Below are 24,254 nucleotides of genomic sequence, written 5' to 3'. Positions count from 1 at the left end.
TTTTCAAAAAACGTGTCAAAAAAGGAAGACAGGTATCTGTCATCATTTTACCCTGTCTTCACGCCATATAAAACGTTTCCAATTGGAAAGCTTACTTTTTTACCAAATCAAGTTGAGGGAATTGTGTCGTCAAACCGTTCACAAATTCATCAAACTGGTCGAAATCGAGCTGTTGCTGGGCATCGGACAAGGCGATGGCCGGATTCGGATGCATTTCGACCATGACACCGTCGGCCCCGACAGCAAGTGCCGCCTTCGCAGCCGGAAGCAACAAATCGCGGCGCCCGGTCGAATGGGTGACATCGACCATAACCGGCAAATGTGTCTCTTGCTTCAAAATCGGCACGGCCGTGATATCGAGTGTGTTGCGCGTCGCCCGTTCATACGTCCGGATGCCGCGCTCACAAAGGATGATTTGATGGTTCCCGCTCGCCATGATGTACTCCGCCGCATAGATGAACTCTTCGATTGTAGCCGACAGCCCGCGTTTCAAGAGCACGGGTTTATCCGTCTTCCCGACTTCTTTTAGCAAATCGAAGTTCTGCATGTTGCGGGCCCCGACTTGGATGATGTCCACGTATGGAAGCGCTGAGTCGATCGCACCTGGCGTCATGATTTCAGAGATGACTCGTAAATCGTGACGGTCGGCCGCTTGTTTCAACAGCTTGAGCCCGTCAAAGCCGAGCCCTTGGAAATCGTATGGCGACGTCCGTGGCTTATACGCGCCACCGCGCATAATCTTCACACCGGACAAGGCGAGTTTCTCAGCGACGGCGTTCACTTGTTCGAATGATTCGACGGCACATGGCCCCGCAATCAATTGGGGGCGTCCGTTGCCAATCGTCGCCCCGCCAAGCGTGACGACCGTATCCTCAGCTTGACGTTTCCGCGAGACGAGGAGCGTTTTATCACGGTCCTCCCCTTGCAGCTCGGCAGACGCTTTGAACATCTCTTTAAATAGATGTTGAAGACGTGGCGTCTCAAAAGGACCTCGATTCTCGGCCGCAATAAAATCGAGCATCTCGCGTTCGCGTACGGGATCGTATCGTTCGACGCCTTGAAGACGTTTCACTTTACCAATCTCGACCGCGAGTTCTCCTCGACGACTGAGCAAATCAAGCATTTCTCGGTTCAATTCATCCATTTCACGACGTAATCGGTTCAATTGATCTTGTGGACTCATAATTACCCTCTCATTTCTAAGCCGTTCTTTCCAGAAACCTAATTATATCGAACTTCTCTCGCTTTGTCATAGACAAATGGTCGCCGACACAGATTCCACAAAAAAAATACCCAGGAGACCTGGGTATCACCGTTTATTTCTTGCCGTTCTTCAAATCTTGTTTCAACTCTTTAAGTTCTTGTTTCGACTCGTCATCGAGCAAATCCTTAATCGGTGCTTCAAACTCCGATTCATGGTTCGTTGACTCATCACGACTACTCTCCGGTTTGGCCTGTTCTTGTTTCTTGGCTTGGCCAGAAGATGAGTCAGCTTGCTTCGAGTCATCTTTCGTTGCTTTCTTCGAGTCATCTTTCGTTGCTTCCTTCGAGTCGTTCGATGTCTCGTCTGCCGCTCGATCGAGTTGCTCTTTCACTTCCGCCTCTGCTTCAGCGACGAGTTGGTCGGCCTTCTCCATCGCTTCTTCAATCGACAGTTCATCTTCGTCGACCTGCTGTTTGAGCTCGGCCGCTTCACGGGCTTTGTCCTTCACGAGGTTAAGGACCGGTGCTGCTTTCTCAAGAAGCGGAGCCGACTTGTCGCTTGCGACTTTAATCCATTCTCCGACGACCGGTTCGGCCTTCTCACGGACTTCTTTCGATTTGACCGTCAAACGCTCACGTGAAGTGGCCGTCTTCTCATCAAGGTACGTCCGTACTTCACGTCCACTCTTCGGCGACGTGAGAAGCGCGACCGCCGCCCCGATGACTCCCCCAAGTACGACTCCGGCTAAAAAGCCTCCGCCTGATGACTGTTGTGTGTGTTGTGAATTGTTTTTGTCGTATGTCATGTGTACGTTCCTCCTAGAGATGATTAAGATTTTAATGTGTCATCCGTTGCGACGACACCCGGTGAGACAGACGGTGTTTCTTCTTTCCGTTCACGTCGTCCACGACGACGAGATGGACGTTCGTTGCCAGTCTCGCTTTTGTTTTTCTTGAATAATTCCACAGCGACCGATCCCCATCGGACCGCTTGCGCGATTTGTTCTTTGTTTTCATCGGCTGCCACGTGTACAGACGAAGACACTGTCCGGACTGACTCGGTCACTTCATTGAGTGACGTGCCGAGCTCGTCAAGGGCGTGAGCCACTGGTGCGAGCAATTCTGTTTTCTCTTCTACGTTATCCACGAGACGGTTCGTCTTATGTAAGAGCGCCGTCACTTCCATCGTAATCCCATCCAACTGTCGTTCTAAATTCTCGGTCGTGTTCGCGACGCTACCGAGTGTCCGGTTCACGTTCGATAAGACACGCGCCAAGAAAAAGACGAGTACGACAAACGCGAGTGCGGCAATCAGTCCCGCGATGCCTCCCAATGTGATTTCCATCCAATCATTCCTCCTGTTCAATAATATGGTGGTTTCATTATAGCACCATTATGACTGAAAAGATTTGTCTCAACCGTTTTCGCCATCCGGTCTGATTATTCCTTTACCCGTTTTTATGTTTTCGATTACACTAAAATAGAAAAAAATTAAAAAAGTTAAGGGGTGGACGTATGAGAGATCCAAGAATCACGCAACTCGCGGATGGGTTAATCAACTATTCGGTTGAATTGAAGCCGGGGGAACGCGTGCTAATCGAGAATTTTGGAGTCGAAGAATCGCTCGTCGAGGCACTCGTCGAGAAGGCGTACGAAGCAGGTGGTCATCCATTCGTCTTGTTGAAAGAGAGTCGAATCCTGCGCAAGCTCTACATGGGAGCGAGCCGAGAACAGCTCGAGCTGATGGCAGATATCGAACGGAAACAGATGCAAGCAATGGACGCCTATATCGGTCTTCGTGCCGGGGACAACATCAATGAATTATCCGATGTGCCGGCCGAACAGCAAAAACTTGTCGGCGCGACAATCGGGAAAATGCACACAGAAGACCGCGTCAAAGGGACGCGCTGGGTCGTACTCCGCTATCCGTCGCCGTCGATGGCCCAACTCGCCGGGAAATCGACCGAGGCGTTCGAAGACTTTTACTTCAACGTCTGCACGCTCGACTACGGCAAGATGGACCGGGCGATGGACGCCCTCGTCAGCCTCATGAACGAGACCGACCGCGTGACGATTACAGGACCGGGAACGGACCTCACGTTCTCCATCAAAGACATCCCGGCCATCAAATGCTCGGGCCAAATGAACATCCCGGACGGTGAAGTGTTCACAGCGCCGGTGAAAGACTCAATCAACGGCGTCATCACGTACAACACGCCGTCACCGTATCACGGGTTCACGTACGAGAACGTGAAATTGACGTTCCAAGACGGAAAGATCGTCGAGGCGACGGCAAACGATACGGACCGTATCAACGACGTGTTCAATACGGACGAAGGCGCCCGTTACGTCGGCGAGTTCGCCATCGGCGTCAACCCATACATCCAACACCCGATGAAAGACATCTTGTTTGATGAGAAGATTGATGGTAGTTTCCACTTCACACCGGGTCAGGCGTATGACGACGCTTATAACGGTAACGACTCGTCCATCCACTGGGACCTCGTCAACATCCAACGCCCGGACTACGGCGGCGGCGAGATTTGGTTCGATGACGTGTTGATTCGGAAAGACGGTCGCTTCGTCGTCGACTCGCTCTTGCCACTCAATCCAGAAAATTTGAAATAACAAAAAGCGTGCCCCGGTGGCACGCTTTTTTGCTTACAGCTTCGTCTTCTTGCCGAGCGCTGCCGACATCATCCAAATCTCTTTCTCGAGACGCTCGATGTGAGAGACGAACGTGTCCTCAATCGCTTCGTCCCCGTCCTCGAAGTTCTCCATCGCATCTTGCATCTCTTGGCGAATCTGTTTGAAGTCGCCGATGATGTCTTTGATCATCTGATCCGTCTCGGCGTGACGATCTCCTTCTTGAAGCGTCGAATGCTCTAAATACTCTTTCATCGTCGCATACGGTTCGCCGTCATTCATGAGCAGTCGCTCCGCCACGTCGTCGTAAAGTTCCGCGACGAGGTTATACAGTTCCTCTAACTTCTCGTGGTACGTGAAGAAGTGTGGCCCGCTAATATACCAATGATAGTTGTGGAGTTTCACGAACAAGAGGCCATAGTTGGCCACTTCTTTGTTTAACGTGTTCAATGCGCCTTGACTTGCCATTCATAACATCTCCTTTTCCGTAATCAGTCGATAGTATTATTTCCGTCTTATAAGAAAATTAAACACGAAAAAACGAGCGGCCGCAGCCGCTCGCAACTTATGCTTCTTGACGAACAATCTCTTCATACTCTCGTTGATACGTCTGGATATCCCCAGCGCCCATGAACAAGAGCACGGCGTTGTCGTGTGCGCGAAGCACCTGTGTGCCGCCACGTTTCAACACGTTCGCCCCTTCGATCCGTGATTGGAGGTCTTCGATTGTGACCGTCCCTTCTTGCTCGCGAGCCGAACCGAAAATGTCACACAAGTAGACCGCGTCCGCTTCAGCGAGCGACGCCGCAAAATCGTCCATGAACGATTTGAGACGGGTGTACGTGTGCGGTTGGAATACAGCCACGACCTCACGGCCCGCGTACTTCTTGCGAGCTGCTTCGACGGTCGCACTAATCTCCCGCGGGTGATGCGCGTAGTCATCGACAAGCACTTGATTCCCGAGCGTCGATTCGCTAAAGCGACGTTTTACGCCATTGAACGTCTCGAGGCGATCTTTGACGAGCTCTTTTGGCAAGTTCTCGTAGTCGCACGTCGCGATGACAGCGAGCGCGTTCAAGACGCTATGGTTACCGTAACCCGGGATGCGGAACGTACCGTAGAAGTCGTCCCGTAGGAACACGTCAAACGTCGTGCCGCGATCGGTCGATTCAACGTTTTCAGCCCGGAAATCGTTGTGCGCACCGAATCCGTAATACACAATTGGTACGTTTGCTTGAATGTGTTGGAGATTCTCATCATCTCCACATGCGATGATTCCTTTTTTGACTTGTTTCGCCATCTCTTGGAACGCGTCAATGACATCATCGAGTCCAGAGAAATAGTCCGAATGGTCAAAGTCGATATTCGTCATGATGGCATAGTCAGGACGATAATATAGGAAGTGGCGCTTGTATTCGCACGCTTCGAAAACGAAGTTTTTAGAGTCTTCGACCCCTTCGCCCGTCCCGTCGCCAATCAAGAACGACGTCGGTTCGATGCCGCGCATGACGTGGGCCAACAGACCTGTCGTCGATGTCTTCCCGTGTGAGCCGGTGATGGCCACGCTCGTGTAATGATCCGCGAGTTCACCGAGGAACTCGTAATATTTATAGATCGTCAATCCGAGCTCGCGCGCCCGGACGACTTCAGGATGGTCGTCAGTGAACGCGTTCCCTTGCACGACGATTTGACCTTCTGTAATATTTTCAGGATCAAACGGCAGGATCTCGATTCCTTTGCGATTCAATGCTTCTTCAGTAAAAAATGCTTTTTCAACGTCCGAGCCTCGGACTTCATTATTCATATCATTTAAAATTTGCGCTAAAGGACTCATGCCCGTTCCTTTAATTCCGACGAAGTGATAACGGTTCATCTGTAAATAGCCCCCCTAATTCATTGCGGTTTGCGAAAAAATGCGACAAACCTTTGTCATTATAGCAAAACTCTAGGTGTCATGCTATTACAGATTATTGTTTTTTTGATCGAGACGCCGCTTGCGATACATCGCCATTCGGTCTTGCGGTGTCATCATGACGTTCAGCGGCGGGCCTTCTGCTTTGTAGGATACGCTAACAGCAGGCGTCAGTTCCGCTCCATCTTCTACTACAGTCTGCTCGGTGTCGGTCTGTAATGTCTTTGCAACATCCTCGACAATCGGTGCGACTTGTTCAACAGAAGTTTCCTCGACGTTGATCGGTTCGGATGACGCGGCCTCTTTCTCGTCACGGATGACGACTTTTGAAGGTGATAACTCAGTCGACCCCATAAATACCGAAGCAAATCCGCCTTCAAGGATGGATACGTCGCCAAGACCCGTCTTCTCCTCAATCTCGTCAACTGGCTCTCCTTGCGTAGCATCGAAGGTCGGTTCTTCAATTTCCGGGGAAATCGTGACCTCGTTCGCCGGCACTTCAACCAATGTCTCCGGCGCAGCTTCTGGCTCGACTGCCAAGTCACGTTCGACGTCTACCGTTTCATCGACCGACTCTTCCGTCTCTGTCTCCTCTTCGACCGTCTCCGAGACGACTGGGGGCGATTGCGCCCCGTGGAACAGCTCGGCCCGATTTACCGTTTCCTCGGTCGCCTCTGGTACGAACGGTTCTGCTGTCGATGCCTCTTCCACATATTTTGAATCAGCGTTCAAATCGGAGCGTGTCTCCGGCGAATGTTCAGATGGCAAATTGATTTTCGGTTTCGGACGCGCGTAGCCGTAAATCGGTGACGGGACGTCCGACGGGATGAACTCTTCTGGTGTCTCGACTTTCGGGACCGGCACCGCCTTTTTTCCTTCTTGGGACAATTCCCGGCGAATACGCTCGGCCTGTTGTTTTAATGAACGTTCATATGCATCCATACTCGATTCCTCGCTTTTTCACTCAATCCTATTTAGCAAAAAATCGGTCGAGTTTAGCGACCGATTTCAAATGCTTTCCCTACTTCATATTCGTCATCTAATACTAAAATCCCTTTTTCTTGCGGTGCGTCAGGCAAATTGAGTTCGCGGGCCGAACAAATCATTCCCTGTGACGACTCACCACGAAGTTTAGACGGACGAATGATCAACCCTGACGGCATGACCGCTCCCGGCTTGGCGACGACGACTTTTTGTCCGGTCGCGACGTTTGGGGCGCCACAGACGATTTGGACGGTCCCTTGGTCGGTCTCGACTTGGCATATCGACAATTTATCCGCATCCGGGTGTTTCTCTGCCGATTCGACGTACCCGACGACAAACTTCGGCGTGAAATCGACGCCAGAAAGATCGGCCTCGATGTTTTGCTTGCGCAAGATGACACCGAGCGTTTCAATCAGTTCTGCCGTCAATTCGACCGGCCCGTGCCAGTCGGCCACGTTAAAGTAATTGCTCGCATTGAAAATGTTGTATCCGTTCACTTTTCCATTTGTCGACTTGACGATGGCGACATCGTCTTTCCGTTCGACGATTTGGCGATGACGATCGCCTTCTCTCAATAACACCATGAGCACATCGCCGATTCCTTGACGGTTATAAAAAGCATTGATTTGCATACGTAAATACGCCCCTTCTTTCAAACTAGACACACATAGTTTAGCAGATTATGCGTCGGTTGGTGGGTTCTTTTTTCCAACAATGAAAATTGGTTCGAGTGTCCCGGCCTCATAATGGAACGCGAGCGCCGTGACGGGGATGCGTCCGTTCGTGAAAAAGTCGAACATGAGCTGTTGCATCGCATCGTAGCCGGCATCATTTTGAATGTCAGCGATGATCAACACGTCTTGGTGCGGGACACCGACGAGCATGTCCCCCTCCATCCGTCGCTCCATGACCCGTAAAAAATCATCGTTCAAGATTCGAGACGCCTCGTACCCGTCACGGGCTGCCAAGAAATAAAACGTATTCCCGGCAACCTCGTCTCGTTTCAACTCGGTCGGCAACGTCATGACGTTGTCACGCGCGATGTCCTCAAGACGCTTGCGCGTCATCGATTCCGTCAAATGGCGCTCTTCAATCAAACGATATCCGTTCCCGAAATCGAGGGCATAAAAGATTGCCGTTTCGGCCGTATGCGGTGTTGTGACGAGCGCCTCGCCTTGTTTCGTCTCTTTCGCGAACGAGGCGGCCCGGATGACCGGATAGATGTTTTTCTCATTACCAATCAGCGTGACCGACTCATCTGCCGCGAGGGCCGTTTGAATGTATTCGACGACTTCCTCGATGGCGACGACGCCACGCACTTTTGCTTTCGCGACGAGTGGGGCAAGTCGGATGTTGACGCCGACGCGATCGCTCGTCCGTTCAATGCGGAGCACTTCGTTCTCGCGATCATAAGACGTCCGGTACCCTTCCGCGAAATGACGTTCGATGTGTCGTCTCAGTTCATTCCGTTCCATGGGATCACCCTAATCCGTTCAAGAACGCTTCGACCTGTTCCGGTGTCTTCCGTTCACGGCCGACGTAACGATCGACCTCTTGCCCGTTGTTGAAAGCGACAAAACTTGGAATCCCGAAGATGTCATGCTCTTGTGCGAGTTCCATCCATTCGTCGCGGTCGACGTAATAGAACGTCCAATCGGAGAATTTTGCTTCAATCTCCGGCATGAACGGGTCGAGGAAACGACAATCGCCACACCATGTCGCCGAGAACATGAAGACGCTCTTTTCTTGTTTCGCATTCGTATACTGTTCTAAAGATGTCAATTGATTCATTTTTCACCACTCCTGTTCTTTTTTCCTCATTCATGATAGCATATGTCCGTTCTTACATTCCGCTCTCACGTTTTGCTATAATCGAGGGCGAAGACTATTAGAAAAAGGTGACGATATGACTAAATGGACGCGGGAACAATTGAACCCGGAAATGAAACATCCGCTCGAGCAACTCGTCGGCGTCGTCGGTATGCTCGCCATACTCCGTTACGGCTATTTGTTCATCGATACGGACAAGAGTCGGACCGAGATTTTAATATGGCTCGTCGTCGGCTTCGCGGTCATTTACGTTGTCGAGAAGGCGTTCAAAAAGGCGGCCCGTTATTTACCAATCGTTCGGAAACGGTTCCTCATCCCCGTCTACGTTTTGCTCCTCGCCCTCTTCTTAGCGAGCTTTCGTGTGCCCCGCGAGACGGTCGAGGCGGTTCGGCAATTTTTTGGAATCTAAAAAGCGTTTCTGCTCAAGAAACGCTTTTTTTGTGCTCAATATTCGATTTTCATATCGTTCGGCCGGATTCGGTTCATACGAGTGAGCACTTGATAAACCGCAAAGCTGAGAAGCGCCGGTCCGACGAACAGGAAGCCTGCGACGACGATGACCGTATGCCAACTGAATCCCATCGTCTCGAGCATCACGATTGGTCCGACAAGGCCACTCGTCCCCATCCCTGCGCCCGCCGCGACGCTTTCAAGTTCGAACAATAAGATGGCGATTGGTGCGAGCACGGCTCCAGCGAGCGTCGGTGGCAAAAGAATCCATGGATTTTTGACAATGTTTCCGACTTGGAGCATCGACGTGCCAATCCCTTGGGCAACGGCCCCGCCGATACCGTTATCCCGATAACTAGTGACGGCAAAGCCGATCATTTGAGCGGCACATCCGACGGTGGCGGCCCCAGCGGCGATTCCACTCAAACCGAGCATGAGGGCGATGGCCGCACTCGAAATCGGCGCCGTCAATGCGAGTCCCATGAGTGTGGCAACGACGACCCCCATGAACAGCGGCTGTTGTTCCGTCCCCCATTCAATCCACGTCCCGAGCTGCGTCATGAATAGACCGACATACTTTCCGATATACGTCGCGCTCATATAGCCGACAGCGATCGTCGTGAACGGGGTCACGAGAATATCGAGTTTCGTCGATTTCGAGACGAGTTTTGCGACTTCGACGGCGAGAAGCGTCGCCACGTAGCTTCCGGCCGGTCCGAACTCATAGCCGAACGTCCCGACGACGAGCGCGGCGAACAAGATGAGCGGCGGTGCCTGCAAGGCATAGGCGATGGCGATTCCGATGGCCGGCCCGGTCAAGCTGATCGCAACGTCTCCGATGGCGATGAGCGTCGTACCGAACGGACCGATTCCCGCCTCACTCAGTTGTCCCCCAATCGTCTTCATGATCAGCCCGATAATGAGCGTGCTGAATAGACCGAGCGCCATATAACTGAGCGCCGTCACGAAATACAGCGACGGGCTTAACGTAATGCCTTTCTTCTTTAACATGGACCTTCCTCTTTTCATTGTCTTGTCAGTCGTAAAGTTTATGTCTTCACACGTTTTTTAGTATAAGCGTTTCTAGGCAAATAGCAATAAAAAAAAAACGCCACTTTAGAATAATCTGTACCCCTTGTAAAGGACATTAATAAAAAAACTTATGCTGCTTCAAGGAGATGATTCCTGTACTGTACGGGAGTCATCTTTTCCATGTTCCATTGATAACGATGATGGTTGTAATAGTTAATGGCTTTTCGGATTTCACGCTGTAGTGAATCGAACGTGGTACAGGCCTTTAACTCGACGATATCCTTGAAATGTCCAAAGAATGATTCCTGGACAGCGTTATCCCAACAGTTGCCCCGTCGGGACATGGATTGACCTAGCTTCATACGCTTCACCTCTTTCTGGTAGGTCGGGCTCGTGTAGTGCCCTCCTTGATCTGAATGGATGAATGCGTCCTTGTCCAAGCGAATCCTCCGGTTCTTCCGTAAACGCTTCAACGTATCCAATACAATGTCGAGATTGATGTTCTCAGAGAGTTGATGCGCCAGTACCTCATTGGTCGAACCGTCCACGATGGTCGAAAGATAGGCCCGCTTACCGTTCCCGTAAAATATGTAGGTGATATCGGTGAGAAGCACCTTGTAGGGAGTGCCCTGTTTGAATTCGCGTTTGAGGCGATTCGGCACCACCCGGTGCTCGGCCGTCGCCTTAATGAGCCGTTTGTATGGCTTCGCCTTGCGGATTGGACACACGATGTTGTATTTCCGCATGATACGTCGGATACACTTCAGGTTCATCGTCACACCGAAATGACCAGACAGCACCATCTTGATCTGCCTAGCACCCTTCTTGCGCTTCTTGAAGTGGAACGCCTTCAGAACGAGGTCACGAAGAGCCACGTCTTTCGATTCGCGCTCCTGTCTGATCTGTCTCCTCCGTTTCGAGAAATAGGCGTGGTATCCCTGACGTGACACCCCGGCCACCTGGCAGAGATGGCTGACCATCCCCTTCATTTTGTGCTTGATGATGACACCTTGAATCAGCTCATACTTTTGCGATGCGTTAAGTCCAGCTTTCCTCTCCCTTCCGCCAGGCGGATCTCCTTTAATAGTTCGACCTCTGCTTTCAACAGTTTGTTTTCGGCCTCGAGCTTCGCGTACCGTTCTTCTGTCGACAGCTCTTTATCTCTCCAACGTCCTGAATTACTTGATCGTGTATCGCGCAGCCCCATTACCCCATCTTTTCGGTAAGCTCGTGTCCAACGATTTTTACAAGAACTCATACGCCGTTCACCGAGTACCTCCACATCGAATCCACATCCCCGGAAGATTTCCACAGGGAACTTTCCTTCCAACGTCTGTGCTATAAAAAGTTCCTTAAACTCATCGGTATACGTGATCCCTTTCGGGCTCACAGATTTAACGTAAGGATTTGCGGCTAGCGCATCTATTTCTTTTGACGTAAATATCTTCTTCGACACTCGAATTCACTCCCAATATGATTTAGTCCAGTGTACACAAAAACCCTGAGCAGTAGACTTTTTTTTAGTGTCTACTACTCAGGGTACAGTTTAGAAGTGACGTTCCCCTTTTAACGTGAGCCGTGCAGCGTCTCCATCGTCGAACGATCGAGTCGCTTGACGAGCGCCTTGAGAAGCGCCTTCGCTGCGTCGTAATCATCCGTATGCAAAATCGAGGCATGCGTATGGATGTATCGCGCCGCGACACCGATGACCGCCGTCGGCACCCCTTGTCCGCTCAAATGAATCCGTCCGGCATCCGTCCCGCCTGGTGAGACGAAATATTGCGTTTTAATGTTCTCGTCCGACGCCGTATCGAGCAAGAAATCGCGCATTTCCGGTGACATGACCATGACGCGGTCAAGGATTCGGATAAGCGCCCCTTCCCCGAGTTGGCCGAACTCCGTCTTGTTGCCTGACGCGTCATTCGCGGGTGACGCATCGAGTACGAGCGCGACGTCCGGTTGAATCATTTCGGCAGCCGTCTGCGCACCGCGAAGGCCGACTTCTTCTTGAACGGTTGCTCCTGAGAAGAGGATGTTCGGGTGGTCGGCTTTCGTCGTCTCCTCGAGCAACTCGATGGCGAGCCCGACACCGTATCGGTTATCCCACGCTTTCGCCATGATTTTTTTCGGATGTTTGAGCGGCGTGAAGTCGCTCGTAGGCACGGCCGGAAGACCTGGTCGGACGCCCCACGATTCCGCTTCCTCTTTCGAGTCGGCACCGATATCGATGAACATTTGTTTCATGTCCATCGGTTTATTCATCGCATCCGGTCCGAGCAAGTGCGGCGGTGTCGAAGCGACGACGCCAGGGATTTTGCCATCGTTTGTCACGATGTCGAATCGTTGCGCCATGAGCACTTGGCTCCACCAGCCGCCGAGTGGTTGTATGTATAGCATGCCGTTGTCCGTAATGCGCGTCACCATGAACGCGACCTCATCCAAATGGCCTGCGACCATGATGCGTGGTCCCGCCTCGTCCCCGGTCCGTTTTCCGAAAATCGAGCCGATGCCGTCCGTCATGATTTCATCCGCATGCGGTGTGATGCGGTCGCGCACAAACTGACGGACGTCAGACTCAAACCCCGGTGCCCCCGGCAGCTCGGTCAGCGTCTTGAATAAGTCTCTCGTTTTTTGTTTCATCTGTCTCATCCCTTCAACCGTTGTGCCACCATTATATACAGAAGTTTTCATGAGATGCGAATGCTTTTCATTCCAATGGGGTACAGGTTTTGGTACGATATACATGATAGCCATAGTTCAAGGGAGGTAGTCATATGAAGAAAAGGTATTGGTTAGTTGGAATCGGGGTCGCTGTCGTTGCCGCACTTATGACGAAGAAAGTTTTGGATGAACGAAGCTTATCGGCCGAGGACGCACTCGAATACACGAAACGCGCATTTTCTGCCAAAGGTCATGTCCAAGGGGCATGGATCTCGGCATCACCAGAAGTGTACACGTATGACGGGCGCGAGTATGACGTCTTCAAAGGCGGCATCTCGGTTCTCGAGAATGACGAAGAAAAAACGTACCAGTTCACAGTCGATTCAGAGACTGGTGCACTACTTGAATATGCGTAATCAAGTCGGCGAACACTCGCCGGCTTTTTTTGTTTAAACGTCTAGAAAGAGTGGAAAAATGTAATTGGTACTTTTTTAAATCGAAAAGGAGTGATCCCACGTGAAAAAACTGATCGGTGAAGCAAATGAGCTCGTATCGCAAATGGTGGAAGGGATGGTCCATGCCCATCCCGACGTGTACGGTCGTGTCGAAGGGGTAAACGTCATCTGTCGGGCCGATGGTGCGAAGTCTGGAAAAGTCGGTCTCGTCTCAGGCGGCGGAAGCGGTCACGAGCCTGCGCACGCTGGTTATGTTGGCGATGGGATGCTCGATGCGGCGGTGTGTGGAGAAGTGTTCACTTCACCGACACCGGATATGGTGCTCGAGGGCATCAAGGCAGCGGACGGCGGAAACGGTGTCCTCCTCGTCGTGAAAAACTATGCCGGTGACGTCATGAACTTCGAACTCGCGGCCGAACTCGCTGACGCCGAAGGGATCAAAGTCGACCACGTCGTCGTCGCCGACGATGTCGCCATCTCAAACAAAGACGACCGCCGTGGTGTTGCCGGGACTGTATTCGTCCATAAAGTCGCCGGTGCGGCAGCAGCGAGCGGCAAGTCGCTCGAAGAAGTGAAAGCCGTCGCTGAGAAAGTCGCGAGCCACGTCCGCTCAATGGGGATGGCCGTCGAGCCTTGTTATATGCCGGTGAGCGGTAAACCAGGCTTCGATTTGAACGAGGAAGAGATGGAGATTGGCATCGGGATTCACGGGGAGCGCGGCGTCGAGCGCAAACCGACGACGAGCGTTGATTCAATCGTTGACGACTTACTCGATCACTTGAAACAAGAAGTCGAACCCGGCGAAGTGGCCGTCATGGTCAACGGAATGGGCGGCACCCCGCTGTCCGAACTATACGTGACGTATCATTTCGTCGCCAAAAAATTAGAAGCCGCCGGCTATACGCTCATACGGAAATACGTCGGCAACTATATGACATCGCTCGAGATGCATGGTTTCTCCATCACGCTCTTGCCGCTCGACGATGAAATCACAAGATATTTAGACGCGCCTTCGGCCGCACACGGATTTAAAATTTAACAAACGAGGTGTTGATCGCATGTTAACGATTGATGGATTGAAAAAAGCGCTACGAAACGCCCAATCAGAGATCGAAGCACATAAAGACACGTTGACCGACCTAGATCGCGCTATCGGCGATGGGGACCACGGGATCAACATGTCCCGTGGGTTCGATGCCGTCTCCGCCATTCTTGATGACGACTATGAATCGTTAGGCGCGCTGAGTAAAAAAGTCGGCATGACGCTCATGGCAAAAGTCGGCGGAGCAGCCGGTCCGCTTTACGGGTCCGCTTTCGTCAAAGCCGCGACAGCGTTCGGCGATGCGACCGAGGCCGACTTCCCGCTCGTCAAGCAAGCGTTAGAAGAAGGCGCCGCGTCCATCAAGGCACGCGGAAAATCCGAGGTCGGTCAAAAGACGATGGTCGATGTATGGGAACCGTTTTTGAAGGGGTTGTCCGATTCGGACGATTACGCAGAAAAGCTCGACCGTCTCGTCCATGACACGGAAGATATGAAAGCGACGAAAGGCCGTGCTTCATACTTCGGAGAGAACTCTCGGGGCACGGTCGACCCCGGTGCAATGTCGAGCGCCATCATCTTGAAAGCCATCATGAAGGAGGTCGGTTAACATCGTCGAACTTATCATCGTCTCCCACAGTAAAAAAATTGCTGAAGGGATCCAAGACTTGTTGAAAGAAATGGCGCCGACGGTCCCAATCCATCTCGCCGGCGGACTCGAAGATGGGAGCATCGGGACCGATGTGACTCGAATCCTCGAGGCGATTGAAGCCGTCGACAAAGAGGCGCTCCTCTTATCCGATATCGGTTCGGCGACGATGAACGCCGAATTGGCAATCGATATGTATGAAGGCGATAAAGCCGTCCAGTTCTATGACGGTCCGATTGTCGAGAGTGCGTTCGTCGCAGCCGTCTCGTCTGGAAACGGGATGGAGCTCGATCAAATCATGGATCAACTGAAACAAGAAGCATGAAAAAAAAGCCTTTCGGCTCTCAAGCTGTTGACGAACCCCTTCGCAAAAAGCGGATCGGTTCGTCTTTTTTGTGTTCTAAGAGATCGAGCCCCCCTAGAAAAACACAAACGGCCACCCGACGGCGACCGTTTGTGTTGCTCGTCCGACGGCGCCCCGACTCCGGCAGGAAAAGCAATCCGACGGAGACCCGGCAGCGACGCGAGTCGCGATGCGGCTCCGGGATTGCCTGCGGAAAACGTAAGCGCCGGAAGGACGAGCGATTCAATTGATGTAAGTCAACAAGCTGAGCCTTTTGGCTCTTTTTTAGCGTGGATTATCGTTTTTCTCGTAAATCGGGTTCATGTATTCAGTCGTCGAGTAGAAACGTGGCACGACGAAGAACAAGATGAGTGCTGGAATCGCAATCAACAATAACATGATTAAAACTGGTAACCAGTAAACGACTTTTTGTCCGAGCAAATCGATGTTCGCATCTGAAAACTCTGTCGCACCCTCGACTTCAGCAAGGTCCGCCGTTTCTAAAATCTTGTTTTCTGTCGCATCGAAATAATGGAACTCGGTCTTGCGTGTGATGAAGATCCCGTCACGAATCGTATCGAGTTCGACGACCGCCGCAATGATTTCATTACCGTTCGAAGACGTAAGCGTCTCTTGCTTGATAATTTCAGCCGTTCCTTCTTTGTAATCATAGTGCGTGGCTTTTAAATCCTCTTCGAGGGCGTCCAAGAACGCCTCGTTCGCCGACGGATTCAGTGGTGCGATTGTCAGAATGAAGATTACTGCAAGCAGGCTTGCCCATGCTTTTTTCAACATCCCCATGTTCCCCCTTCTTTAATTCCAATTTAGCGTCATTCCTATTGTACCAAGAAGAAAGAAAAAAGTGTGAAGAAAATGCTATTAAAATAAGAAAAAAGCGTGTCAAATTTTCGATCGGAACGCGGCTTCCATACGATAGATCGGTTGCCCCATGGCGCTAAACCGCTCTTCATACTCGGTTCTAACGTTATCGGCCGGTTCATTTACGTGAAGATCAAGTGAAATATCGGTGAAGTACATGCCGTACTGGCTCATGCTTTCGAGTGAGTATTCGAATAGACCGCGGTTATCCGTCTTGAAGTGAATCTCGCCCCCACGCGGCAATACGGCCTCGTACGTGGCGAGAAACGTCTTATATGTCAAGCGTCGTTTGGCGTGACGTGTTTTCGGCCATGGATCCGAGAAGTTCAAGTAGATGCGATCGACTTCACCGGCATCAAAATAGTCAACGAGCTGTTTCGCATCGACCGTCAAGACGCGCACGTTCGGCATCGGCGTCTCGACCAACTTTTGAACGATTGACACAGCTACGCTCTCGAACAACTCGATGGCAATGAAGTTGACGTCTGGGAATTGTGTGGCCATCCCAAAAATAAATTGACCTTTCCCGGACCCGACCTCGATATAGAGCGGGTTTTCGTTACCGAACTCCTCGTTCCACTTCCCTTTCAGCGTCTCTGGTTCGGAGATAAAAACGTGTTCTTGAGCTTGCATATAATCTTTCGCCCAAGGCTTATGGCGTAATCGCATGAAAATCCTACCTTTCGTTCATGAAATGTTCAAGTTTATTCCGACTGTGGCCCATCGAGCAAGCAGTCCCCTTGCGATTATACACGAAAACATTGTTTAATGAACGTATATCATCCTTCATAGGGAGGTTAGATTGATGAGCACGTTGGACCAATTTTTGATTTTTTATGCGGCCCCGTTAACATTTTTCGGCGCCGTCATCGCGACGTTCGTATGGGCGTTCTTTATGAAACCAGATGATGTGTGATGCATATGGAAAGGGATGACCCGATTACCGGGCCATCCCTTTTTTCGTTCATTCATCGGCTTCCTCGAGAAGTTCTTTCAACACCGCGAGACCTTCGAGCCGCTCGAGATCACTTTGTTCCCCATAAATCGTAAGCACGGTTTGCGCGACGGCGTACCAATGCATGCGTTCATGCAACGACTGCGTCAAGTCGACGCCGTATTGACGGAACCAATCCTCCCAGCCCGCCTCATCGACGTAACTGTAGAGCACCATCGCCAAGTCGAAGGCACGATCAGCGATAATCGCATCGTCCCAGTCGGTCAAGTACAGTTGGCCGGATTCATCTTCTAGCCAGTTGTTATGATTCAAGTCCGAATGACAGACGACGAGCTCTCGGTCGTCATCGGCCGGCTGATGGCGGGTGAGCCACTGTATGGCCTCGTCGATTATTCGGTTCGACTCATCTTGGCCGTAGGCGACACATTGCCGGAGCAAAAGCGACGACGTGACGGGTGTATGATTTAATTGCTGTAACATGAATAATAGCTCTTTCGAATGATGGATTTTTCCAAGTTGTGCCGCCACGTCCGAACGTTGCATATCGGCTGGCGACAGTTCACGACCTTCGATAAACTGTTGGGCACTGAGGACGTCACCGTTGTACATCCGTTTTGTCCATAACAATTTTGGAACGATGCCTTCGGCAGATAAAATCGCCAAGAATGGAGACGAATTTCGCTTGACGAAGATTTTTTGTTGGCGCGTCGTCGCCACGTATGCCTCGCCAGTGATGCCGCCTGCGGAGGCGACCGTCCATTCCTCGCCGAGCGCACCGATTATATCTGAATACATAGTCATCACGCTCAAATCTCATAAGAAGTTAAAAAGATACAATCACCATATTAACACGCGATAATCGTCATTGACAACGACTCGACTCGAATCTCGGCTGGATTCCGGTCAATCGGCGTCAAGCTCGCCGTCTCGCCCTGGACGAACACGTTCCAATCCCCTTCCGCATGGAACGTCACGTCTTCAAACGTCCCGTTCAAATAAACGCGGACACGTTGCCACGCATCATACGAATGGCTCGCCGTCACCTCGTAGGCGATGACGCCAGCGGGAGACGGTAAAAACTTGAACTGCTCGATGACTTTTTGTCGTGTGTCATACCGGAAGCACGTATGGCGACGCCGCAGCTTGAGCAACGTTTTCACATATTCGACTTCGCAAGCACGCTCGTCGCGGAGGTCCCAGTCGAGATGGTTGATTCGGTCGGGTGCGTTATAACTATTCTCGACCCCATGCTTCGTCCGACCGAACTCCTGTCCTGCGTGTAAGAAGGGCACGCCTTGGGAGGTGAGGACGATGGCCGTGGCAAATCGTTGCATCCGTAGCCGTGTCGCCTCGTCGATGTCCTCGCATGCGAGCTTCAACTTGTCATACGTCGTGTAGTTGTCGTGCGCCTCGACATAATTGATCGTATATTGCGGGCTCGGGAAGCGGCCGACCGTCACGTTCGGAATTTGAACGGCACCGGTCAAACATTCTCTCAGTTCCCACTCTCGCCACTCATTACCGGAGACGAACCCACGCTCGCGGTCGTTGAACGTCGAGCCTTTGAGCGCATCCCGCATCATGTCGTTGAAGTGACCGATGCGCGGCATATGGGAAGCGTTATGCGACGTCGCTTTCACTGACGGACTGAGCGGTGTCGCCAAGTCCCACCCTTCCCCATAAATCAGGATGGAGCGATCGATTTTATCGAGCGCGATGCGCACTTGATTCATCGTCTCTACGTCATGGATCCCCATCAAGTCGAACCGGAATCCATCCACGTGATATGCCGACGCGAAATAGGTCACACAGTCGACGATCATGCGCCGCATCATGTAGCGCTCGGACGCGGTATCGTTCCCGACCCCGGTGCCGTTCGCCACAGTCCCGTCATGTTCGTAGCGGAAGAAATAATACGGGACGAGCGCCTCGAGGGCGGATTGCTCCCGAACGTAAACGTGATTCATGACGACGTCGACAACGACCCGGAGGCCGGCGCGGTGCAAGTCGGTGACGAGCTCGGCGTACTCGGTCACGCGGGACAACGGCGCCCTCGGTTCGCTCGCGTAACTGCCTTCAATCGCGAACCAATGAATCGGGTCATATCCCCAATTGTACGGCATGCGGGTCGCCTCATCGACACTTCCAAAATCATGGACCGGAAGCAGTTGGACGTGGGTCACGCCGAGCTGTTTGATATAGTCGAGCCCGGCACTATGTCCGGCTTGTGTCGTGAGTCCCGTCTCTGCCACGCTTCCGTACAACCCTTTCATGCGGCTCGTCGATGACGGATGGCTCGTGAAATCACGGATGTGTAACTCGTAAATGACGGCATCTGTCGCTTTTCGAAGCGGCGGCCGCTCCACTCGTTCGACGCTTGAGGCGAGATGGGACTCGACATCGACCAGTACGCCAAACTCGCCGTTGAGACTGACGGCTTTCGCGTAAGGGTCGACGACATCGTTCGTCTCGACCGGCGTCTTCACGTGCAGCCGATAGAGGAGCCCCTCATATAATCGCGGAATGTCGGCATGCCAGACGCCGCGACTTTGTCGCGTCATCCGAAACCGTTCAATTTCACGGGAGGTCGTCTCATCGTGCACCGTCACCCATATCGAGAAGGCGACCGGTGACCAAATGAACGCTTCAATCGTGGTTGCACCAAAGACGAGACCGAGCGGGCCGTCATACGCATAACGCCGCTCGAACTCTTTGGTCTGGACGATCTCTCTTGGGACTGCGACGATCGTCTTATGGCCCGGGTGGAAGACGGTATAGACGGTCTCGAGCGAGACGGGCCGGCTCAATCTCACGTCCCGTTCCATCGTCCCCGTCTCGGTCCAACGTTCGTCGACAATCGTATAGTCGACAGGGCGCCCATTTTGTTCGATCTGCACTGGAATGGCTTCATATTCTGGGACGACCTCGAGCCGAATCAATTCGAACGATAATAAAGACGCTCGCTCGATTGTCGCATGTGTCGTCGTCTGTTGGTCAGGTGTGTGATGCATACGCGTTCCATCCTCTCCTACCTACTGATCCATAAATTGTCGAAACGGCATCTGAGCTGTCTGGTCTAGAAGTGTCGCCACATCTCGAATTTGTTGGGCTTTCACGATCGGGGCACGCCCGTTCACTTGTTTGAGCCACTGGTCATAGTCCGACCGTGAGATGAACTGGGTCGTGCTTGATGTAGGTACATGATCGAAATAGCCGTTCGGGGCCACCGTCACTTTCTGTAAGACCCCGTCATAGGACGGAAGAAACAGACGGACAATCTCCTCAGTTCGCGTCAAAGCGATGAGCGGATTGACTACACGGGTATTTTCCCCTTTGAGCGGCTGATGAATCCATGTCTTCTCTTTTGATATGTGATAGATGCTCCGGTCCCCTTCGAGCCATTCGACGATATAGAGATGGGACGGACCGATGATGAGATGACTCAACTCCACCGTCGCCCCGTTCCAACGGACGACCGGACGGAACATGAAGAAATGGTGTTCATTCCATTCCGTCAACATGTTCCGGTAGCCGAAGTCACGTAAAAATGCGAGCAACGGGGCGTCCGCCTCGGTCGCACCCTCGCACGCGAACTGCAACTTTTGCATCTTCTTTCGCGACGCCAACAGCGCCTGAAACTGTGAATCGGTCAACGGGGTCGGCTCGAGTTCGATGCGTTCGGTTCTGCGCCAAAATTTCCACCACGGGTTGTCGAACTCGACGACTTCGGGCGGATTCAAACGATTGAGCTCGTGCAAGCGTCGCATGCGGGCCGTATCGGACTCCACATATTCTTGGTAACGGTTATATTGGTCCAAGACGTTTCGTTCATACTTCGACGTCACGTCAAAAATTTTAATCGGGATCGCCATGTGTCCTCCTCTGAGCGTGTTAACGGGAATACGTCCACCGCTTCATAAGCAGGGGTGTGACTCGGGTTGATTCGATACAAGACGGCCGCGTCAATCGTTTCGGTAACATGGAACGTCGGTGCCATGTGCGGCACGACATGGCCACTGTCCCATTTTTTTGCGAGTGTGACGTGCGGGACGAACGTTTTTCGGTCGAGCCCCGGTACTTCATCGTGCAATCGTCCCCGCAACGTGCTCACGAACGCGGTGAGTGCAGGCGACGCTTCTGGAATGATCGTCAAGACGCGCGGACGATCCGGTCGACCGAAGAAATCAATCTGTTCGAACGTCAACGTGAACGGTCTCGTCTCATTCGCCACTTGTTTCGTGATTTCTCTCACGGCCTCGACTTGATCGTCATCGAGCGCCCCAAGAAACTGAAGCGTCAAATGGAACTCGTCCGGTCGATAGACACGGCGGTAGGAATAATAAGGGAGTACTTCCCGTTGAATGCGTGCGAACTCGTCTGCTTCTATCGGCAAGGCGATAAAATAATGTGTCGTCATCGGAATCATCCTTTCTCACGGAACCGTCTCATGCCTAAAAACAAAGCCGCTCCAAGAAGACTGACTGCGGTGTACATCCAAAATACACCAATGATGCTGTCGACTTCAATGATGATTCCGCTCAATTGGTTGAAGGCAGCCGTCGCCAAACCTGACGTGAGTGCCATATAGACGCCAATCGCCGTCGAGGTCACGTTCAGACTGACGAGGCTCCTTACGAACTGAAGCGCTACCGGGATGAGCAAGCCGACGACGAGCCCTTGGACGATTGCCAAGATCCAGACGACGAGAAGTGGCGGCTCGAGGGCGAGCCAGCCGTTTCGGATGGCCGAGATGAAGGCGGCGCCCGCGAGCACGTTCACCGTGCCGAGTTTTGCGACGATTTGATACGCGACTTTCATGAATGGGATCTCACAGAGCACGGCGACTAAAAATAATGTCCCGACGAGCGTCGTCGACCCACCGATACTCGTCACGTAAATGCCGAAGTAATAGTTGTTCGCATAAATCGGACCGAAGACGAGCATCCCTCCGATTAAAAAAGCGACGAACGGGACGTTCCACACGGCCGACCAGGCGAATGGCGCGACGGTCGTCGTCCGGGCCAACCCCGGTTCGTCGATTCGCCGCAAGATGATACTCCCAAGGACGAGGACGATCGCACTGAGGAGGAACGTGCTCGAAAGCCCCCATGGTGTGTCGGCGATTCGGCCCATCATGAACACAGCGATGGCGAACCCGGCGGAGCCATAGAGTCGAATCGCACCGTAATCGATTTTAGCGCGGGCCGTATAGTCGAGCGTCATCATGTCAACGAGTGGGATGTGGGCACATTGGAAAATCGACCAGGCGACCATCAACAGAACGATCCACAAGTAAGCTGTCGCGAACAAAAACGTGATCGAGATGGCGGCAGCGCCAATCATCGCGAGGACGAGCCAAGCTCGGACGCGACCGGTCCGATCGGCGAGCATTCCCCATAGCGGCTGCACCCCGATGGAGAGAATCGGCAGAATCGCGACGATCGTCCCGACCTCACTCGGAGACAAATCAAATCTGGATTGAGAGAAAAATAACGTCATGTATGGAATTAACGCACCTTGGGCGAAAAAGATGGCGACATAAATCGATTGGTATAACCGTTTTTGCTGATTCACAATAAACTTCCTTTCGAATAGACAGAGAGCTGACCGATTCAGTCAGCTCTCCGAGTGTTTTTCATTTAGCGAGCTCATAGATGGCTTCCGCATAAATCGCAGCCGCCCGTAACAAATCTTCAATTTCCATGTATTCATCGACTTGATGGGCCACATCTTTTGCACCAGGGAACAGCGCGCCGAACGCGACACCGGCCTCGAGCGAACGGGCGTAAGTCCCCCCGCCAATCGCCATCAAGTTGGCCGACTCGCCCGTTTGCCGTTCATATACAGCTTGAAGCGTCTTGACGAGTGGATGATCCTCCGCGACGTGATGCGGTGGCATATGGTGACGTGTTGACAGTTCGAAGCCGAACGACAAGGCGATTTCTTTCAAGTTTTGCAACCGTTCCGTGAATTTCGCCGTGTACGGATAACGGATGTTGAGCGTCGCTGTGCGCTCATCCTCGTTATAACGGAACACGCCGCCGTTGACGGTCAAGTCGCCCGTCTCGTCACTCGCTTCGATTCCGAGGGAGATGCCCCGCGAATCGGCAAAGACGTGGCGGATGAATTCGATGTAACGCTCTCCTTGAATATCAAGTGGCAGCGGCAACAAGAATCCAGCGAGGACGTAGGCCGCGTTCACGCCGTTATCCGGCTCCATCGCATGGGCCGCGACACCACGCATCGTGAGCGTGTACTCCCCTTTATCGTAGACACACGTCCCGTCCGCCTCATATTTTTCAAGGTAAGCTTCAAACTTCTCCTCGAGCACATCGTCCGTCTTCAAGACGGCCGTCGCGTAATCCGGGACCATGTTCGGACGTTCCCCGCTCATGAACGAGATCAATTGATGTTTCACTCCCGGTACCCGTTGAATTGGGACTTGTTTCAATACCCCGTCATACAATCCTTTTTCCGCGTTGATGATGGGAAAGTCCGCGTCTGGGGCGAATCCGTACGTCGGCATCTCTTCTTGTTTGAAATACTCGCGCACGCAACGCCACTCACTCTCTTCGTCACACCCGGCGATGAGCCGAACCCGTTTCGAGAGCGGCAGACCGAGCTCTTTCACGATCTTTAACCCGTAATACGCGGCAAGTGTCGGCCCTTTATCGTCGTTGCTGCCGCGCGCGAAAATTTTCCCGTCCGCGACCGTCGGGTTGAACGCCCCATACGTCCAACCTTCCCCGGCCGGCACAACGTCCAAGTGGCAAAGAATGCCGACGAGTTCGTCCCCTTCCCCGTATTCGAGGTGTCCGGCGTATCCGCCGACGTCTTTTGTCGTGAACCCGTCCCGCTGACCGAGCTCGAGCATGTAGTCGAGGGCCTGGCGCACGTCCGGTCCGAACGGCTCATTCGGTCCTGCTTTTGATTCGTCGAGCACGCTCGGGATGCGAAGCAATCCGTGTAAGTCGTCTAGAAATGCCTCTTTTCGTGTATCGACTTCTTGTCTCCAGTTCATGTCAATCTCCCCTTTGCGAATGTTGTCTCCTATATTAGTATATCCAAATGTTAGAAAGACGAACATTCATTTCGAAAAGTTTTTTTCGTTCGTCTTTTAGCTTGATTTTACCTGTTTTACAAATTATTCATTCGATTTTTACGTTCGTAACATCAACTTTACATTTGAAACGTTCGTGCTTTTCACTTGCAATTC

27 protein-coding genes are annotated in these 24,254 nt (G+C 52.2%); 7 read left to right on the top strand and 20 right to left on the bottom strand.

The genetic code is table 11. The features are described from left to right. Nucleotides 1–91: 91 nt before the first annotated feature. The 3 genes from KB235_RS06935 to KB235_RS06925 form a co-directional block, all read right to left on the bottom strand. Nucleotides 92–1,183, bottom strand: a complete 1,092-nt coding sequence (locus KB235_RS06935) for a bifunctional 3-deoxy-7-phosphoheptulonate synthase/chorismate mutase (protein ID WP_034814732.1) — start codon at nucleotides 1,181–1,183, stop codon at nucleotides 92–94. A 133-nt stretch (nucleotides 1,184–1,316) separates the two neighbouring features. Further along, on the bottom strand, nucleotides 1,317–2,009 hold the full coding sequence (locus KB235_RS06930; RefSeq protein WP_034814730.1) for a YtxH domain-containing protein: 693 nt from the start codon (nucleotides 2,007–2,009) through the stop codon (nucleotides 1,317–1,319). Between the two features lie 23 nt (nucleotides 2,010–2,032). Next, nucleotides 2,033–2,548, bottom strand: coding sequence for a DUF948 domain-containing protein (locus tag KB235_RS06925; protein WP_034814728.1), 516 nt, complete (start codon nucleotides 2,546–2,548; stop codon nucleotides 2,033–2,035). A gap of 170 nt (nucleotides 2,549–2,718) precedes the next feature. On the opposite strand from KB235_RS06925, the gene KB235_RS06920 reads away from it, so the two are divergent. After that, entirely contained in the window at nucleotides 2,719–3,831 is a 1,113-nt protein-coding gene (locus KB235_RS06920) for an aminopeptidase (RefSeq protein ID WP_034814726.1), read from the top strand. 33 nt (nucleotides 3,832–3,864) lie between these two features. Here KB235_RS06920 and KB235_RS06915 read toward each other — a convergent pair whose 3' ends face one another. The 6 genes from KB235_RS06915 to KB235_RS06890 all read right to left on the bottom strand — a co-directional run bounded on the left by KB235_RS06915 (nucleotide 3,865) and on the right by KB235_RS06890 (nucleotide 8,536). After that, the gene (locus KB235_RS06915) at nucleotides 3,865–4,317 is read right to left on the bottom strand and encodes a Dps family protein (protein ID WP_034814724.1); all 453 of its coding nucleotides are present in this window, start codon (nucleotides 4,315–4,317) and stop codon (nucleotides 3,865–3,867) included. A 97-nt stretch (nucleotides 4,318–4,414) separates the two neighbouring features. Beyond that, the gene (gene murC, locus KB235_RS06910; RefSeq protein ID WP_034814722.1) at nucleotides 4,415–5,722 is read right to left on the bottom strand and encodes a UDP-N-acetylmuramate--L-alanine ligase; all 1,308 of its coding nucleotides are present in this window, start codon (nucleotides 5,720–5,722) and stop codon (nucleotides 4,415–4,417) included. An 87-nt stretch (nucleotides 5,723–5,809) separates the two neighbouring features. Beyond that, entirely contained in the window at nucleotides 5,810–6,703 is an 894-nt protein-coding gene (locus tag KB235_RS06905) for a hypothetical protein (protein ID WP_034814720.1), read from the bottom strand. Nucleotides 6,704–6,756: 53 nt separating this feature from the next. Further along, on the bottom strand, nucleotides 6,757–7,377 hold the full coding sequence (gene ytpR / locus KB235_RS06900; RefSeq protein ID WP_034814718.1) for a YtpR family tRNA-binding protein: 621 nt from the start codon (nucleotides 7,375–7,377) through the stop codon (nucleotides 6,757–6,759). Nucleotides 7,378–7,425: 48 nt separating this feature from the next. Continuing rightward, nucleotides 7,426–8,220, bottom strand: a complete 795-nt coding sequence (locus KB235_RS06895) for a DUF1444 family protein (protein WP_211780833.1) — start codon at nucleotides 8,218–8,220, stop codon at nucleotides 7,426–7,428. Between the two features lie 4 nt (nucleotides 8,221–8,224). After that, nucleotides 8,225–8,536, bottom strand: coding sequence for a thioredoxin family protein (locus KB235_RS06890; protein WP_034809227.1), 312 nt, complete (start codon nucleotides 8,534–8,536; stop codon nucleotides 8,225–8,227). 115 nt (nucleotides 8,537–8,651) lie between these two features. Here KB235_RS06890 and KB235_RS06885 point away from each other — a divergent pair, with 115 nt between their 5' ends. Next, a complete protein-coding gene (locus KB235_RS06885; RefSeq protein ID WP_081825909.1) occupies nucleotides 8,652–8,984 on the top strand; it encodes an MLKL N-termimal domain-containing protein in 333 nt (110 codons plus the stop codon). Between the two features lie 35 nt (nucleotides 8,985–9,019). On the opposite strand, the gene KB235_RS06880 is transcribed toward KB235_RS06885, so the two are convergent. From KB235_RS06880 to KB235_RS06870, 3 genes are all read right to left on the bottom strand, one after another. Further along, nucleotides 9,020–10,036 (bottom strand): PTS sugar transporter subunit IIC, encoded by a 1,017-nt coding sequence (locus KB235_RS06880; protein WP_211780832.1) that lies wholly within the window; start codon nucleotides 10,034–10,036, stop codon nucleotides 9,020–9,022. A gap of 149 nt (nucleotides 10,037–10,185) precedes the next feature. After that, a protein-coding gene (locus KB235_RS06875) for an IS3 family transposase (protein ID WP_211780831.1) occupies nucleotides 10,186–11,513 on the bottom strand; the annotation gives its coding sequence in 2 pieces (ribosomal slippage) (nucleotides 10,186–11,114 and nucleotides 11,114–11,513; 1,329 coding nt in all). A 110-nt stretch (nucleotides 11,514–11,623) separates the two neighbouring features. After that, the gene (locus tag KB235_RS06870; protein WP_211780830.1) at nucleotides 11,624–12,697 is read right to left on the bottom strand and encodes a M42 family metallopeptidase; all 1,074 of its coding nucleotides are present in this window, start codon (nucleotides 12,695–12,697) and stop codon (nucleotides 11,624–11,626) included. Between the two features lie 134 nt (nucleotides 12,698–12,831). Here KB235_RS06870 and KB235_RS06865 point away from each other — a divergent pair, with 134 nt between their 5' ends. From KB235_RS06865 to dhaM, 4 genes are all read left to right on the top strand, one after another. Then, on the top strand, nucleotides 12,832–13,134 hold the full coding sequence (locus KB235_RS06865) for a PepSY domain-containing protein (RefSeq protein WP_024371334.1): 303 nt from the start codon (nucleotides 12,832–12,834) through the stop codon (nucleotides 13,132–13,134). Nucleotides 13,135–13,234: 100 nt separating this feature from the next. Continuing rightward, the gene (gene dhaK / locus KB235_RS06860) at nucleotides 13,235–14,212 is read left to right on the top strand and encodes a dihydroxyacetone kinase subunit DhaK (protein ID WP_211780829.1); all 978 of its coding nucleotides are present in this window, start codon (nucleotides 13,235–13,237) and stop codon (nucleotides 14,210–14,212) included. 19 nt (nucleotides 14,213–14,231) lie between these two features. Next, complete coding sequence (dhaL, locus tag KB235_RS06855) at nucleotides 14,232–14,822, top strand: dihydroxyacetone kinase subunit DhaL (RefSeq protein WP_034814709.1); 591 nt, start codon at nucleotides 14,232–14,234, stop codon at nucleotides 14,820–14,822. A 1-nt stretch (nucleotide 14,823) separates the two neighbouring features. After that, nucleotides 14,824–15,186: a dihydroxyacetone kinase phosphoryl donor subunit DhaM gene (gene dhaM / locus KB235_RS06850; RefSeq protein ID WP_211780924.1), complete on the top strand. Its 363-nt coding sequence runs from the start codon at nucleotides 14,824–14,826 to the stop codon at nucleotides 15,184–15,186. 303 nt (nucleotides 15,187–15,489) lie between these two features. On the opposite strand, the gene KB235_RS06845 is transcribed toward dhaM, so the two are convergent. Together KB235_RS06845 and trmB are read right to left on the bottom strand one after the other, a co-directional pair. Next, nucleotides 15,490–15,999 carry a hypothetical protein gene (locus tag KB235_RS06845; protein WP_235193473.1) on the bottom strand — a complete coding sequence of 170 codons (510 nt, stop codon included), beginning with the start codon at nucleotides 15,997–15,999 and terminating at the stop codon, nucleotides 15,490–15,492. A gap of 105 nt (nucleotides 16,000–16,104) precedes the next feature. Then, entirely contained in the window at nucleotides 16,105–16,752 is a 648-nt protein-coding gene (gene trmB / locus KB235_RS06840; RefSeq protein ID WP_034814706.1) for a tRNA (guanosine(46)-N7)-methyltransferase TrmB, read from the bottom strand. A 136-nt stretch (nucleotides 16,753–16,888) separates the two neighbouring features. Here trmB and cydS point away from each other — a divergent pair, with 136 nt between their 5' ends. Next, complete coding sequence (gene cydS / locus KB235_RS15820) at nucleotides 16,889–16,999, top strand: cytochrome bd oxidase small subunit CydS family protein (protein ID WP_420834626.1); 111 nt, start codon at nucleotides 16,889–16,891, stop codon at nucleotides 16,997–16,999. Nucleotides 17,000–17,047: 48 nt separating this feature from the next. Here cydS and KB235_RS06835 read toward each other — a convergent pair whose 3' ends face one another. The 6 genes from KB235_RS06835 to pepV all read right to left on the bottom strand — a co-directional run bounded on the left by KB235_RS06835 (nucleotide 17,048) and on the right by pepV (nucleotide 24,059). Next, entirely contained in the window at nucleotides 17,048–17,833 is a 786-nt protein-coding gene (locus KB235_RS06835) for a phosphotransferase family protein (protein WP_211780923.1), read from the bottom strand. 50 nt (nucleotides 17,834–17,883) lie between these two features. Further along, a complete protein-coding gene (gene pulA / locus KB235_RS06830) occupies nucleotides 17,884–20,049 on the bottom strand; it encodes a type I pullulanase (RefSeq protein ID WP_211780828.1) in 2,166 nt (721 codons plus the stop codon). A 21-nt stretch (nucleotides 20,050–20,070) separates the two neighbouring features. Next, nucleotides 20,071–20,910 (bottom strand): NERD domain-containing protein, encoded by an 840-nt coding sequence (locus KB235_RS06825; RefSeq protein ID WP_034809211.1) that lies wholly within the window; start codon nucleotides 20,908–20,910, stop codon nucleotides 20,071–20,073. Further along, the gene (gene thpR / locus KB235_RS06820; RefSeq protein WP_034809497.1) at nucleotides 20,880–21,455 is read right to left on the bottom strand and encodes an RNA 2',3'-cyclic phosphodiesterase; all 576 of its coding nucleotides are present in this window, start codon (nucleotides 21,453–21,455) and stop codon (nucleotides 20,880–20,882) included. Before thpR ends, KB235_RS06825 begins: the two co-directional genes overlap by 31 nt. Nucleotides 21,456–21,460: 5 nt before the next feature. Beyond that, complete coding sequence (locus KB235_RS06815; RefSeq protein WP_200871123.1) at nucleotides 21,461–22,612, bottom strand: MFS transporter; 1,152 nt, start codon at nucleotides 22,610–22,612, stop codon at nucleotides 21,461–21,463. 61 nt (nucleotides 22,613–22,673) lie between these two features. Continuing rightward, nucleotides 22,674–24,059, bottom strand: coding sequence for a dipeptidase PepV (pepV, locus tag KB235_RS06810; RefSeq protein WP_034814696.1), 1,386 nt, complete (start codon nucleotides 24,057–24,059; stop codon nucleotides 22,674–22,676). Nucleotides 24,060–24,254: the final 195 nt, after the last annotated feature.

Origin of the sequence: Exiguobacterium alkaliphilum (assembly GCF_018138125.1) — a bacterium.
GTDB classification, from domain to species: domain Bacteria; phylum Bacillota; class Bacilli; order Exiguobacteriales; family Exiguobacteriaceae; genus Exiguobacterium; species Exiguobacterium alkaliphilum.
Note: the sequence above shows the minus strand (reverse complement) of the source record. Positions and strands in the feature narration are given on the sequence as shown.